The organism is Streptomyces sp. AcH 505 (genome assembly GCF_000818175.1).
Classification (GTDB): Bacteria; Actinomycetota; Actinomycetes; order Streptomycetales; family Streptomycetaceae; genus Streptomyces.
Genome location: NZ_JTIY01000001.1, coordinates 6,715,545 through 6,728,717 on the forward strand (window position 1 = coordinate 6,715,545; position 13,173 = coordinate 6,728,717).

General features: G+C 71.7%; 13 protein-coding genes and 1 pseudogene. 11 read left to right on the forward strand and 3 right to left on the reverse strand.

Annotated elements, in window-relative coordinates; genetic code table 11:
• Nucleotides 1–420 (forward strand): annotated as a pseudogene (locus tag HY68_RS29455) (hypothetical protein); the annotation flags it as partial.
• A 74-nt stretch (nt 421–494) separates the two neighbouring features.
• Here the strand turns inward: HY68_RS29455 and HY68_RS29460 are convergent.
• Complete coding sequence (locus tag HY68_RS29460; protein ID WP_041994572.1) at nt 495–1,976, reverse strand: MFS transporter; 1,482 nt, start codon at nt 1,974–1,976, stop codon at nt 495–497.
• 148 nt (nt 1,977–2,124) lie between these two features.
• Nucleotides 2,125–2,766 (reverse strand): histidine phosphatase family protein, encoded by a 642-nt coding sequence (locus HY68_RS29465; protein ID WP_041994575.1) that lies wholly within the window; start codon nt 2,764–2,766, stop codon nt 2,125–2,127.
• A 212-nt stretch (nt 2,767–2,978) separates the two neighbouring features.
• Between HY68_RS29465 and rpmG the strand changes: the two genes are divergently transcribed.
• Nucleotides 2,979–3,143: a 50S ribosomal protein L33 gene (rpmG, locus tag HY68_RS39725; RefSeq protein WP_052457308.1), complete on the forward strand. Its 165-nt coding sequence runs from the start codon at nt 2,979–2,981 to the stop codon at nt 3,141–3,143.
• 71 nt (nt 3,144–3,214) lie between these two features.
• The gene (locus HY68_RS29470; RefSeq protein ID WP_041994579.1) at nt 3,215–3,466 is read left to right on the forward strand and encodes a type B 50S ribosomal protein L31; all 252 of its coding nucleotides are present in this window, start codon (nt 3,215–3,217) and stop codon (nt 3,464–3,466) included.
• A gap of 105 nt (nt 3,467–3,571) precedes the next feature.
• Here the strand turns inward: HY68_RS29470 and HY68_RS29475 are convergent, their stop codons facing one another.
• Nucleotides 3,572–4,033 (reverse strand): MarR family transcriptional regulator, encoded by a 462-nt coding sequence (locus HY68_RS29475; protein ID WP_041994582.1) that lies wholly within the window; start codon nt 4,031–4,033, stop codon nt 3,572–3,574.
• Nucleotides 4,034–4,189: 156 nt separating this feature from the next.
• On the opposite strand from HY68_RS29475, the gene HY68_RS29480 reads away from it, so the two are divergent.
• From HY68_RS29480 to HY68_RS44205, 8 genes are all read left to right on the forward strand, one after another.
• The gene (locus tag HY68_RS29480) at nt 4,190–5,416 is read left to right on the forward strand and encodes an MFS transporter (RefSeq protein WP_041994585.1); all 1,227 of its coding nucleotides are present in this window, start codon (nt 4,190–4,192) and stop codon (nt 5,414–5,416) included.
• Between the two features lie 201 nt (nt 5,417–5,617).
• Entirely contained in the window at nt 5,618–7,054 is a 1,437-nt protein-coding gene (locus tag HY68_RS29485) for an acyl-CoA synthetase (RefSeq protein WP_041994589.1), read from the forward strand.
• A complete protein-coding gene (locus HY68_RS29490) occupies nt 7,047–8,432 on the forward strand; it encodes a carboxyl transferase domain-containing protein (protein WP_078863855.1) in 1,386 nt (461 codons plus the stop codon). Before HY68_RS29485 ends, HY68_RS29490 begins: the two co-directional genes overlap by 8 nt.
• 42 nt (nt 8,433–8,474) lie before the next feature.
• Complete coding sequence (locus HY68_RS29495) at nt 8,475–9,509, forward strand: DUF2510 domain-containing protein (RefSeq protein WP_078863856.1); 1,035 nt, start codon at nt 8,475–8,477, stop codon at nt 9,507–9,509.
• Nucleotides 9,510–10,031: 522 nt separating this feature from the next.
• On the forward strand, nt 10,032–11,516 hold the full coding sequence (locus HY68_RS29500; RefSeq protein ID WP_041994594.1) for a UDP-N-acetylmuramoyl-L-alanyl-D-glutamate--2,6-diaminopimelate ligase: 1,485 nt from the start codon (nt 10,032–10,034) through the stop codon (nt 11,514–11,516).
• Nucleotides 11,517–11,558: 42 nt separating this feature from the next.
• Complete coding sequence (locus tag HY68_RS29505) at nt 11,559–12,338, forward strand: DUF2071 domain-containing protein (RefSeq protein WP_041994597.1); 780 nt, start codon at nt 11,559–11,561, stop codon at nt 12,336–12,338.
• 30 nt (nt 12,339–12,368) lie between these two features.
• On the forward strand, nt 12,369–12,728 hold the full coding sequence (locus tag HY68_RS29510) for an STAS domain-containing protein (protein ID WP_052457222.1): 360 nt from the start codon (nt 12,369–12,371) through the stop codon (nt 12,726–12,728).
• A 79-nt stretch (nt 12,729–12,807) separates the two neighbouring features.
• Nucleotides 12,808–13,173, forward strand: a 366-nt coding sequence (locus tag HY68_RS44205; RefSeq protein ID WP_198533370.1) for a PAS domain S-box protein, incomplete at its 3' end; no start/stop codon positions are given.

The following is a 13,173-nucleotide window of genomic DNA, read 5'->3' on the forward strand; positions in this document are numbered from 1 at the left end:
ACGGCCGACCGTACGGTCTCGCCCGCCCTGCGCTCGGTGCTGCGCTGGCCCGCCGCCGTCGCGCTGCTCGTGATCGGCGTGATCCATCTGCCGACCGACTTCGCCGGGCTGCGGTCCGGCGGGTACGCCAACGGCGTGTCGCTCGTCGTCACCGTCCTGTGTCTGGTGCTGGCCGTCCTGCTGGCGGTCCAGGACACGGTCTGGGTCTGGGCGGCGAGCGCCCTGGCGGCGGTCGCGATCGTGGCGGCCCACTCGGTGGCGGCCGGCTTCGGCACCGTCCACCTGCTGGCGAACAGCCTGGGCAACTCGTTCGGCTGGGCGACCACGGCCGCCGTGGTCTGCGCCGTACTCGCCGCTGTCCTGTCCGGCTCGGCGCTGAGCCGCCGGCAGAAGACGGCGGGTGCCCCCACCGACGCCTGACCCGCGCGAGCTGTACAGCGGCGCGCCCCCCGACGGATCCGTCCGTCGGGGGGCGCGCCGCTGTGCCGAGACCGCTAGGCCGTCGGGGTGTCGCCGTCGGTCGGTTTACGGGCGGACAGCGGCGCCGCGATGTCTTCGAGGGACTTGCCCTCGGCCGCCACCGCGAAGACCACGGCGACCAGGCCCGCGAGCACCATCAGGGAGGCGCCGATGCAGAACGCGATGACCGCGTCACCGACGTTCCCGCTCGACGTGAGGCTGGAGAAGAGCAGCGGGCCCGAGATACCGCCGGCCGCCGTGCCGATCGCGTAGAAGAACGCGATGGCCATGGCGCGGGTCTCCATCGGGAAGACCTCGCTGACCGTCAGATACGCGGAGCTGGCGCCCGCCGAGGCGAAGAACAGCACTCCGGCCCAGCAGATGGTCATGGTCGTCGCGTTGAGCCAGCCGCTGTTGAACACCCAGGCGGTGACGAACAGCAGCAGGCCGGAGAGGATGTAGGTGCCCGAGATCATCTTCCGGCGGCCCACGGTGTCGAAGAGCCGGCCGAGCAGCAGCGGGCCCAGGAAGTTGCCGAAGGCGATGGCGGCGAAGAAGTAGCCCGTCGAACCGCTGGAGACGTCGAAGAAGTTCACCAGGATCGAGCCGAAGCCGAAGGTGATGGCGTTGTAGAGGAACGCCTGTCCGACGAAGAGCGAGAAGCCGAGAATCGCCCGCTTGGGGTACTGCTGGAAGAGCGACGTGGCGATCTCGCCGAACCCGACGGAGCGGCGCTGTTCGATGGTGATGGCCGATCCGGGCTCGGGCAGCGGCTTGCCCTTCTCCGCCTCGATCTGCCGCTCCACGCCGTCGACGAGTTCGTTCGCGCCCTCCGACTGCCCGTGGATGAACATCCACCGGGGGCTCTCCGGGACATGCCGCCTGACCAGCAGGATGACCAGGCCGAGTACGACCCCGAGGGCGAAGGTGAGCCGCCAGCCGACATCCTTCGGGAAGATGTCGGTGTTCAGCGCCAGCACGGAGAGCAGGGCGCCGCCCATCGCGCCGAGCCAGTAGCTGCCGTTGATGATGAGGTCGACCCGGCCCCGGTACTTGCTCGGAATCAGCTCGTCGATCGCCGAGTTGATGGCCGCGTACTCGCCGCCGATGCCGAAGCCGGTGAGGAAGCGGAAGAGGAAGAACCACCAGACGGAGAAGGAGAGCGCCGTCGCCGCCGTCGCCGCGAGATAGACGGCGAGGGTGATGAGGAAGAGCTTCTTGCGGCCGAACCGGTCGGTGAGCCAGCCGAAGAACAGCGCGCCCGAACAGGAGCCCGCCACATACAGCGCGGCGGCCAGACCCGTGACCTGCGAGTCGGAGATCGGCAGCCCGCTGCCGTCCTCCGACAGCCGGCTCGCGATGTTCCCGACGACGGTGACTTCGAGACCGTCCAGGATCCAGACCGTCCCCAGTCCGATCACGATCATCCAGTGCCATCGGGACCACGGGAGGCGGTCGAGCCTCGACGGGACCTTGGTGGTGATGGTCCCCATCGTGGGGGCTCCGGAACGGCTCATACTCTGCCTCCTGCTGGACAGCGGCTCCACCGGCGTCAACGGTGCTGGCTGCGGGTACCCGATGATCAAACTGCATAAACGGGGTACTTTCCCGCAGCGCCGTGCCGAACAAAGGGGGCGAAGGGCGCGAAATCGAGGCCGTTCCGGGTCAGGCCACGTCCGCCTTCTCCTGCTCGGCCGAGCGCTGGAGGTCCTGCGGGATCTCCACGTTCCACGCGGTCATCACCGGGCGGTCGTGCTCGGTGCCGAGCCGGGAGATCGTGCCGGTCTCCAGCTTGAAGTACCCGCCGCCGGCCGGCGCGAGACCGAGGTAGCGGGCGGTGAGCACGCGCAGGAAGTGGCCGTGCGACACGAGCACGACGTCGTCGTCCGAGGTGCGCAGCGCCTCCAGGACCCTGGTGAGCACCCGGTCGGCGCGCTCACCGACCGCCGCCGGGCTCTCGCCCGGGTGGTCGGCGGGGCCGGGCGTCACTCCGTCGGTCCACAGGTCCCAGCCGGGCCGGGTCTCGTAGATCTCCTCGGTCGTGACGCCCTCGTAGCCGCCGTAGTCCCACTCGTGCAGATCCGGTACGACCTCGTAGGGGTCGAGACCGGCCAGCTCAGCGGTACGCCGGGTCCGCTGCGCCGGGCTGACCAGCGTCAGCCCGATCTTGAGCCCCGCCAGCAGCGGCACGACGGCGACGGCCTGTCTCTCACCGTTCTCGGTGAGCGGGAGGTCGGTGAGGCCGGTGTGCTGCCCGGAGAGGGACCAGGCGGTCTCGCCGTGCCGTACGAGGATCAACTCACCCATCGGTGCCGCCCACTTCCCGCTGTCTGACCGTCCTGCCGCCGGAGTCCCCGGCGGCCTGCTCGCCACCAGTGTCCCCTGTAACGGCGGACGGGACATGGCGGGAATGCCACCGGGGGTCGTCGCGTTACACCGCATGTACCGCTTGATGCAAACGAAACCCATTCCCGGCTGAGGCCGGGGGCGGCGTTCAGAGACAGTGTCTGGAGATGTTCATGGCACGCAGCGAGATCCGCCCGGTCATCACCCTGCGCTCCACCGCGGGTACGGGACAGACCTACGTGACGCGCAAGAACCGTAGGAACGACCCCGACCGGCTGGAGCTGCGCAAGTTCGACTCCGTGGCCGGCGAGCACGTCGTGTTCCGCGAGACCCGCTGACCGCGCGGCGCCCCGTTCCGGGCGCCCGAGACCGTCACTCCGTAATCGTCGTTCCGAGGAAGGATCACGTAATGAAGCCTCGTATCCACCCCGTTTCCCGTCCGGTCGTCTACCGCGACCGCGCCGCGGGAGCAGCCTTCCTGACCCGTTCCACCGCTGACTCGACTCAGCGGGTGGAGTGGGAGGACGGCAACACGTACCCCGTCATCGACGTGGAGATCTCCTCCGCGAGCCACCCGTTCTACACCGGCAAGGGCCGGGTCGTGGACACGGCAGGACGCGTGGAGCGCTTCGAACGCCGCTACGGGACAGGCCGCGGCTGACCTGACGCCGGCCGGACGCGCCTGAACGCCTGACACGAGAGCCGGGCAGCACCCCAGGAGGGGGCTGCCCGGCTCTTTCGCGTACTGGTGCGGGACGCGGTCCGCTCAGCCGACCGGCGCTTCGAGGGATTCCAGGGTCCGCACCAGCGGAGCCAGCTGCGGCAGCCGCGCCGCGGCGTCCAGCGCCTCGCGCAGCGCCGCGGCGTTGGTCGGCCGTGCCTCGGCGAGCAGGTCGAGACCCGGGGCGCTCACGTTGGTGTAGATGCCCCTGCGGTCGGTGGGGCAGAGATAGCGGACCAGCAGGCCGCGGTCCTCAAGGCGGGTCACCAGCCGGGTCGTGGCGCTCTGGCTGAGCACCACGGCCTCGGCGACCTGCTTCATCTGCAGATGGCCGCCCTCGCCGTCGTGCTGTCTGCTGAGCACGTCCAGCAGCGAGTACTCGCGCGCGCTCAGCTCGTGGGCCGCCTGAAGGGCGCGCTCTATGTGGCTCTCGATCCTGTCGTGCAGCAGCGAGAGGGCGCACCAGCCCTGGGCGAGGCCGGTGAGCGCGGGGTCGGTGGCGGTCATGCGTGCTCCTGCGGGAGGGGGTGCGGCCGGTACGGGTGCTGCTGTCCAGGATAGGGCACGACTGCAATAGAGTGCGCTTGCAAGTAGTCGGCGTGTGCAAGTATTGTCGACGCTTGTTAAGCGCACGTGCAATCATCCTCGGAAAGGCGACAGTCCATGCCGCTCGCACTCATCGCCCTGGCCATCGGGGCCTTCGGTATCGGCACGACCGAGTTCGTGATCATGGGGCTGCTCCCCGACGTCGCCGCCGACTTCGGTGTCACGATCCCGACCGCGGGGCTGCTGGTGACCGGCTACGCGCTCGGGGTCGTCGCCGGCGCACCGCTGATGACGCTCCTCGGCACCCGGATCTCGCGCAAACGCATGCTGATGCTCCTGATGGGGTTCTTCGTCGCGGGTAACGTCCTGTCCGCGCTCGCCACCGGCTTCGGCATGATGCTGGCCGGGCGTGTCGTGGCATCCCTCGCCCACGGAGCGTTCTTCGGGATCGGCTCCGTCGTCGCCGCGGGACTGGTCGCGCCGCACAAGAAGGCCGGCGCCATCGCCATGATGTTCACCGGACTCACCGTCGCCAACGTCGTCGGCGTACCGCTCGGCACCTACATCGGACAGAGCGTCGGCTGGCGCGCCACGTTCTTCGTCGTCGCCGCCCTCGGCGTCGTCGGTCTCGTCGGCATCGCCAAGCTGGTGCCGGAACAGCCGAGGCCGCAGGGTGTACGGCTGCGCCACGAACTGGCCGCCTTCCGCAACGCGCAGGTGCTGCTCGCCATGGCGATGACGGTCCTCGGCTTCGGCGCGGTCTTCGCCGCGATCACCTACATCGCGCCGATGATGACCGAGACGGCCGGCTTCGCCGACTCCTCCGTCACCTGGCTGCTGGTGCTGCTCGGCGTCGGCATGGTCGTGGGCAACCTCGTCGGCGGGAAGTTCGCCGACCGCCGTCTGATGCCGCTGCTCTACGTCTCGCTCGGCTCGCTCGCCGTCGTCATGGCGCTGTTCACGCTCACCGCCCACAACAAGGCCGCCTCCGCCGTCACGATCCTGCTGATCGGAGCCCTCGGCTTCGCGACGGTACCGCCGCTGCAGAAGCGGGTGCTCGACCAGGCGTCCGCGGCACCGACCCTGGCGTCCGCCGTCAACATCGGCGCCTTCAACCTCGGCAACGCACTCGCCGCCTGGCTCGGCGGCATCGTCATCTCCGCCGGATTCGGCTATACGGCGCCCAACTGGGTCGGCGCGGCGCTCGCCGCTTCGGCGCTCGCGCTCGCCCTCGTCTCCGGCGCCCTTGAGCGCCGTACCCACCCGGCGGGCCGTCCGGTCGCCGGGTCGCCCGTCGTGGCCGGGCGGCAGGAGGAAGGTGTCCCCACCGCCACCCGGGGCTGACTTCCGGTGGCACAGCTCACACGGGGGAGTACGGGCGCCCTGGAACACCGACCTATGGTTGAGCGTTCATCCATATGTGGCTGAGCGGCCACCCAGGAACGGCCCCGACTGGAACCCCCCGAACCAGTCGGGGCTTTCCCGTGCGTGTGCCAGGCTTCGTGTCGACCGGCCAGACTCGTCGACACCCCTGGAGAACGACGCGTGTCCTCTCTTTTCCCAGCCCTGGCAACGGGCTCGGACCGGCCCGCCCTGCGATTCGGCGACCGCACGCTCAGCTACGACGAGCTGGCCGCTACGGCGACCGGCGTCGCCGCCCGGATAGCGGGCAGCGACCGGGTCGCCGTGTGGGCGACCCCCACCCTGGGCACAGCGGTGGGCGTGGTGGCAGCGCTGCTCGCCGGGGTGCCCGCCGTACCGGTCAACCCCGGCAGCGGGGAGCGCGAGCTGGCCCATGTCGTGACCGACAGCGCGCCCTCGCTGGTCATCGCGGAGCAGGACGCCGAACTCCCGCCCGCGCTGGCCGGGCTGGAACGCGTCGACCCTCGGGCGTCAGGACCCGGCGCCGCACTGCCCGACGAGCCTTCTGCCGAGTCACCCGCACTGATCGTCTACACCTCCGGCACCACAGGCCCGCCGAAGGGCGCCGTCCTGTCACGGCGCGCCGTCGCCGCCACCCTCGACGCGCTCGCCGACGCCTGGCAGTGGACCGCCGACGACGTCCTGGTCCACGCGCTGCCGCTCTTCCACGTCCACGGACTGATCCTCGGCATCCTCGGCCCGCTGCGCCGGGGCGGCTCCGTCGTCCATCTGGGCCGCTTCGAGAACGGGGCCGTCGCCCGCGCGCTCGCCGGGGGCGGCACCATGCTCTTCGGCGTACCGACCATGTACCACCGCGTCGCGGAAGCGCTCCCCGACGACCCCGCGCTCGTGAAGACCCTGGCCGGTGCCCGGCTGCTGGTGTCGGGGTCCGCCGGGCTGCCCGTCCACGACCACCGGCGTATCGCGGCGGCGACCGGGCGCGGCGTCGTCGAGCGCTACGGCATGACGGAGACGCTGATGAACACCAGTGTCCGCGCCGACGGCGAACCGCGCACCGGAACGGTCGGACCGCCGCTCCCCGGTGTGGAGTTGCGGCTCGTCGACGAGTCGGACGCGGTGCTCGACGCGTCGGACGGCGAGACCATCGGCGAGATCCAGGTACGCGGCCCGAACCTGTTCACGGAGTATCTGAACCGGCCCGACGCGACCGCGGCCGCCATGACCGACGGCTGGTTCCGCACCGGGGACATGGCCACCCGTGACGCGGAGGGCAACATCCGGATCGTCGGCCGCAAGGCCACCGACCTGATCAAGAGCGGGGGCTACAAGATCGGCGCGGGCGAGATCGAGAGCGTCCTGCTCGAACACCCGGGTGTGCGCGAGGCGGCGGTGACGGGGGAGCCCGACGACGACCTCGGCGAGCGGATCGTCGCCTGGATCGTCCCCGAACAGCCCGGCCAACCACCGACCCCCGAAGCCCTCGCCGCGCATGTGACCGCGCAGCTGTCGGCGCACAAACGGCCGCGCGTCGTGCGCTATCTGGATGCCCTGCCCCGCAACGACATGGGCAAGATCATGAAGCGGGCGCTCCATGGCTGACAGCGGAGCGGCCGACGGGACCAGTGGCAGAGCCGGCCGCCTGACGGCACGTCAGGCGATTGCCGCCGTCACCGGCGGCGCCCCCGGCACCTTCACCGAACTGCCCGCCCCGCGCCGCGAATCGGCGCCCGGCGGACCGCTCGGCTGGAAGGGGTACGACGAACAGCGCGCCCGCGCCGTCGAACTCACCGGCGAGGACGAATCCGTCGTCTGCGGTCTTGCACGCATCGGCGGCGGCCAAGCGGTGCTGATCTCCTTCGAGTTCGGCTTCCTCGGCGGCTCGCTCGGCGAAGCCACCGGCGACCGGCTCGAAGTGGCCTACACCCACGCCCGCGAAGCACGGCTGCCCGTCGTCTCACTGATCGCCACCGGCGGCAGCCGCATGCAGGAAGGCATCCGCGCGCTGCTCCAACTCCAGCGGGTGGCACGGCAGTCGGCGCTCAACCGGAGCGCGGGGCTGCCGCAGCTCGCGGTGGTGCGCGACCCCACAGCCGGCGGCGGCTGGGCCACGCTCGGCGCGGGCGCCGATGTCGTACTGGCGCTGCCGGGCGCCCAGATCGGCTTCGCCGGATCGCGGGTCCGGCCGGCCGACGCCGACCCGTACGCGTACACGGCCGAGGCCCAGCTGGCGGCCGGTCATATCGACGGCATCGTGGCCGAGGGCGACCTGCGGGCAGCCGTCGCCCGCTGGCTGACTCTGCTCACCGGAGCCTCCACCGAGCCCGCGCCACCGCCCGTGGGGCTCGGTCACACCGGCCTGCCCGGCAGCGGCTGGGACGCGGTCGGCCAGGCCAGATCACCGCTGCGGCCACGCGCGGCCGCCTACCTCAACGCGTACTTCAGCGGATCCGAGCCGGTCAACGGCGACCGCTGCGGCGGCACCGACCCCGGCATGCTCTGCGGCTTCGGACGGCGCGACGGGCGTACGGTCGCCTACGCGGCGCAGTGCGGCACCCCCACCCTGCCGGCCGGCTACCGGACCGCCGCCCGGCTGATCCGGCTCGCCGACCGGCTCTCCATCCCGGTCCTCACGCTCGTCGACACACCCGGCGCCGCCAACGACGCCGAGGCGGAACGCACCGGCGCGGGCGCCGCCATCGCCGACTGCTTCGCCGCCATGGCCACCGTCCGGGTCCCGGTCACCACGCTGCTGATCGGCGAAGGCGGCTCGGGCGGCGCACTGGCCCTGTCCGCTCCCGGCAACACCTGGGCCACACCGGACAGTTACTTCTCCGTCATCGCGCCCGAGGCCGCCGCGTCGATCCTCAAACGCCCCCCGGAGGAGATCCGCGCGACAGCCGACCAGCTACGGCTGCGGCCGCAGGATCTGCTGGAACTCGGAGCCGTCAGAGGGGTGGTGCCGTCGTTATTCTCATGAGCCTCTCACCGGCCTTTCAGACAAGGTGTTTAAGGTGAAGCCGTGACGTATTCGACTCCGCCAGGCTGGCATCCCGATCCAGGACACACAGGTGACGGCCCCCGTCAGGAACGATGGTGGGACGGATCGGCGTGGACCGATCAGCTCCGCTCCGCCGACCCGGCGGCCTGGGGCGCCCCCGGAGCGCCGCCCTACCCGGCGGCGCCCCCACCGGCCCCCCGCAGGCGCGGCCGGCGATTCGCCATCGGTGCCACCGCCGTGGTGGTGGCCGCGGCGCTGGCCGGCGGTTTCTATCTGCTCGGGCGGAGCGGCGGCGACGACGACAACGCGAGTTCCGCCCCGTCCGCGGCCCCCTCACAGCCCGGTGGCGGAGGCGACAACGGCGGCCTGGGCGGCGACGGCGGTCTCGGTGGCGGGAACGGCGGTCTCGGCGGCGGTGGCAACGGCGGCGGGGACACCGGAGGAAGCGGCGGCGGGGACGACGGCGGTGGCAGCACCGGCGGCGGCCAGAACGGCGGACCGCAGCAGCCGCAGACCGAGGCGGGCTTCGCCACCGACGCGGCGAGCGGCATCAGCATCCCCGTGCCGGACGGCTGGAAGGGCCAGTCGGGCACGGTCGGCGCCGCCGTCTCGACCGGCGACTACAAGTGCCCGGGCGACGCCTCCAAGATGTGCGAGCGCGGCGGGGTCTCCTCCTCGCCGGCCGCGGCCCTGAACAACCAGGCGACGACCGCCAAGGCGACCGCGGAGAAGGACATCGCCGCCAACGCCAAGGAGTCGTACGGCGGCTCGGTCTACGGAAAGATCACCTCGCACCAGCAGCTCAAGTCCGAAGCGGTCACCGTGGCGGGCCAGCAGGGCTATCTGGTGCGGTGGAAGGTCGTCACGGCCAAGGGCGACGACGGCTATGTGCAGTCGCTGGCCTTCCCGTCACCGTCCAGCCCCAAGCTGCTGGTTCTCGTCCGCTCCGGCTTCGACGTCAACACCAAGGCGCCCAAGCTGACAGTCATGGACCAGATCACCAAGGGCATCAAGGCGGCGTCCGGCGCGGCCGGCGGCAGCGGCCAGGGAGCCTGACGGCACAGCCACAATCACCCGGCTCAGCACGTAGTTCCGAAGGGCGGTCCGCATCGGCGGGCCGCCCTTCGAGATCTTTCCGGGGTGCGGACAGGGCCGGGAGGGCCCCATCGCACGTACACTCCTCTTATGGGTTGTACACGTGCGATGAGGGAGTGCCTGCGACAGGCCGTGCCCTGCGCGCTGTGTTCGGCCGCCGCTCACGCGGTGGCGAACGGCCCCGGCCCGGTGTCCGCACCGGAAGCCGGCTGCCGCGCCCTGCACGGCCACGGCTAACACGTCCCGAGGTATCCCGGACGGCAGCGCGGCCCTGATCCCGCCGTACGCCAGGACCGGCATCAGCCAGGTCCGCCCCGGCCCCAGAGGCACCGGCGCCCCCAGGCGCGGCATCCCACCATCCGCACTTTCCCGTACGGCGCACGTCCCGTATCTCCCCACACCCCAGCGACGCCACGGCGCGCGACGGGCGCCCCTCGGTGCCCGCCGTACGGCCGGTGACGCCGCACCTTCGAGAGGATCCCTGTGAAGCTGAGCGAGTTGCTCGCCGGACACGACCACCAGATTCTGCAGGGCGACACGGAGACGGCGATCACCGCGGGCACCTGCTTCGACGCCCACCGGGCCACCCCGGGCTCGCTGTTCATCGCGGTGCCGGGACACCGGGAGGGCGGCCCCGAGTCGGTCGGCCCCGCGCTCGCCCGCGGCGCCGTCGCCGTACTGGTCGACGCGGGCTCTCCCGACCTGCCGGCGCCCGCCTGGGCCGCCGACGAGAACGTGTGCGTGGTGCGGGTACGCGACACCCGGGTGACCGCGGCCGTCGTCGCCTCCCGCTACTACGGCGAACCGGGCCGCGCGATGGACATGGTGGCCGTCACCGGTACCAACGGAAAGACCTCCGTCTCCTACATGGTGGAGTCCGTGCTGCGACTCGCCGAAGGCGCCCACGTCGGCGTCATCGGCACGGCAGGCAGCCGGATCGGCGACGAGCTGATCCCCATGCCGAGATCCGTGCTGACCACACCCGAGTCGCCCGACTTCCAGTACCTGCTGGGCGTCATGCGGGACCGCTCGGTCGGGACCGTCGTGCTGGAGGCCACCTCGATGGGGCTGCTCACGCACCGCGTCGACCACTCCTTCATCGACGTCGGCATCTTCACCAACCTGACGCAGGACCACCTCGACGACCACGGCACGATGGAGAACTACCGGGACGCCAAACTCCGGCTGTTCCAGGGACTCTGCCGGCGCGCCGTCGTCAACGCCGACGACCCGGTGGGCGCCGGGATCGCCGCGATGATGCCGGGGAACGTCAAGACGTACGCGCTGGACGCCGAGGCCGACTACCGGGCGACCGATCTGCACATGGACGCCTTCGGCACGCGCTTCACCCTGCACCACGCGGGACACAAGTACCCGGCGGCGATCCCGGTCCCCGGCCGCTTCTCGGTGGCCAACGCCCTCGCCACCCTCGCCGCCTGCCACCAGCTCGGCCACGACCTGCGCGGGCTGGTGGGCGCACTCGACCGGATGCCGCCGATCCCCGGCCGGTTCGAGCGCTTCGAGACCCCGAAGGGCACCGCCGTCATCGTGGACTACGCGCACTCGCCCGACTCGCTGGAGAAAGTCCTCACCACCATCAAGGACTTCGCGCGCGGCCGGGTCCTCACCGTCTTCGGCTGCGGCGGCGACCGCGACATCACCAAGCGCGCCACCATGGGCGAGATCGCCGGCACACACTCCGATCTGTGCGTGCTGACCTCCGACAACCCGCGTGACGAGGACCCGGAGGCGATCCTGGACCAGATCGCCCCCGGCCTCGCCGCCACCGGCACCCCGTACGAGCGGCTCGCCGACCGCCGCGAGGCCATCGCCTTCGCGCTGGCCTCCGCCGGGCGCGACGACATCGTGCTCATCGCGGGCAAGGGCAGCGAGCCGTACCAGATCGTCGGCGAGCAGCTGATCCCGTTCAGCGACATGGCGACCGTGCGCGAACTCGCCGGTTCCTGACCGGGGCCCGGGCGGCGGGTGGACTTCTGCGATGCTGGCCGCGTGCCGCCCACCGCCAGCGCCCCCGAACCGGTCACGCCCGAGCCGGTCACCCCCGATCCGCCCAGGCAGGAGCCGAGACCCCTGCTCACCCAGTCGTGGCTGGACCTCGCCTTCCTGCACTGGGCCGCCGACCCGGCGACGGTGGCTCCGCTGCTGCCGCCGGGGACCGTCCCCGACACCCTCGACGGGACCACCTACGTGGGACTCGTCGCCTTCCGCATGCACCGCATCGGCTGGCTCCGGCTGCCCGGCATCCCGTATCTGGGCAGCTTCCCCGAGACCAACGTCCGGTTGTACTCCGTCGACGGACAGGGCAGGCGCGGTGTGGTCTTCCGCTCGCTCGACGCCTCCCGGCTGATCCCCGTCGCCGTCGCCAGGGCCGCCTTCGCGCTGCCGTACGTCTGGTCCCGGATGACCGTCGAACGCGACGGCGACACCCTCACGTACACCAGCCGCAGGCGGTGGCCGGGACCGCGCGGCGCGGCCAGCAGGATCCGGCTGCGGGTGGGGGAGCGCGTCGAGGAGCCCACCGCGCTCGAACACTTCGTGACGGCCCGCTGGGGGCTGCACAACACCGTGCTGGGACGCCCGCTCTTCCTGCCGAACAGCCATCCGCGCTGGGACCTGCACCGCGCCGAACTGACCGAGCTCTCCGAGGACCTGCTGACCGCCGCCGGGCTGCCCGCACCGGCGGACGGTCCGGTGAGCGTGCTCTACTCGCCCGGCGTGCCGGTACGGTTCGGCCGCCCGCGTCCCGCCCCCGCCGAACAGGTGACATGATCGGGCTCTTCAGCGTGAGGAGGAACCACAGTGCTGGTTCCGGCATCCACCGTGCACCTGGCCGACGGTCCGGGGGACTGGGCGGTGGTCGTGCTCGCGGGAGAGGTGGACCTGGGCCTGGTGCCCGAGGTACGTGAGGCGCTCGACGCGCTGCTGGCCGAGAACAGGACCCGGATCGTGCTCGACCTCGCCCTCGTGTCGTTCATGGACTCCGCCGGTATCGGTGTGCTGGTGTACGGAATGCGCCGGGCGGAGGCGCGGCCCGGCGGCGGGCTGCGGATCGCCGCGGCGGGCTCACAGGTCAGCAAACTGCTCGAACTGACCGGACTCTCCGAGGTCATCCCCGGGTACGCGGATCGGAAGGCCGCCTGCGAGGGGCGGTCCGGCTGACCTCGTGACGGGGCCGCCGAACCATGGTCCGCAAGGCCCTGCCGCCGGCGCGCGGCAGACACACTACGTGGGGGAGATCATGTCCGACGTCAGCTCAGACGTCAGCTCCGACCGCGGCCTGGAACCGGGCGGGTACGCCGACGGCGACCTGCTGTCCGCGCTGTTCGACCACGCGGGGGCCGGTATGTACGCCGTCGACGCCACCGGCCGCGTCATCGCCTGCAACCCCTGGGCCGAACACCTTCTCGGCTACGCCCCCGGCGGCCTCGTCGGACTCGACGCGCAGCTCGCGCTGCACCCGCCGCGCGCCGGCGAGCACGGCGTGCCCGTCCAGCAGCCCGCCCACAGCGTGGTCGCCGCCGGACGCCGGGTCAGCGGGGACAGGGCCGTACTGCTGCGCGCCGACGGCACCCAGCTGCCCGTCTGGTGGTCGGCGGCGCCCCTG

Excerpts from the sequence above, each read along its gene's own strand:
- HY68_RS29460 (WP_041994572.1), bottom strand. The coding sequence starts at position 1,976 with ATGAGCCGTTCCGGAGCCCCCACGATGGGGACCATCACCACCAAGGTC.
- HY68_RS29475 (WP_041994582.1), bottom strand. The coding sequence starts at position 4,033 with ATGACCGCCACCGACCCCGCGCTCACCGGCCTCGCCCAGGGCTGGTGC.
- rpmG (WP_052457308.1), top strand. The coding sequence starts at position 2,979 with ATGGCACGCAGCGAGATCCGCCCGGTCATCACCCTGCGCTCCACCGCG.
- HY68_RS29490 (WP_078863855.1), top strand. The coding sequence starts at position 7,047 with ATGGCTGACAGCGGAGCGGCCGACGGGACCAGTGGCAGAGCCGGCCGC.
- HY68_RS29465 (WP_041994575.1), bottom strand. The coding sequence starts at position 2,766 with ATGGGTGAGTTGATCCTCGTACGGCACGGCGAGACCGCCTGGTCCCTC.
- HY68_RS29480 (WP_041994585.1), top strand. The coding sequence starts at position 4,190 with ATGCCGCTCGCACTCATCGCCCTGGCCATCGGGGCCTTCGGTATCGGC.
- HY68_RS29470 (WP_041994579.1), top strand. The coding sequence starts at position 3,215 with ATGAAGCCTCGTATCCACCCCGTTTCCCGTCCGGTCGTCTACCGCGAC.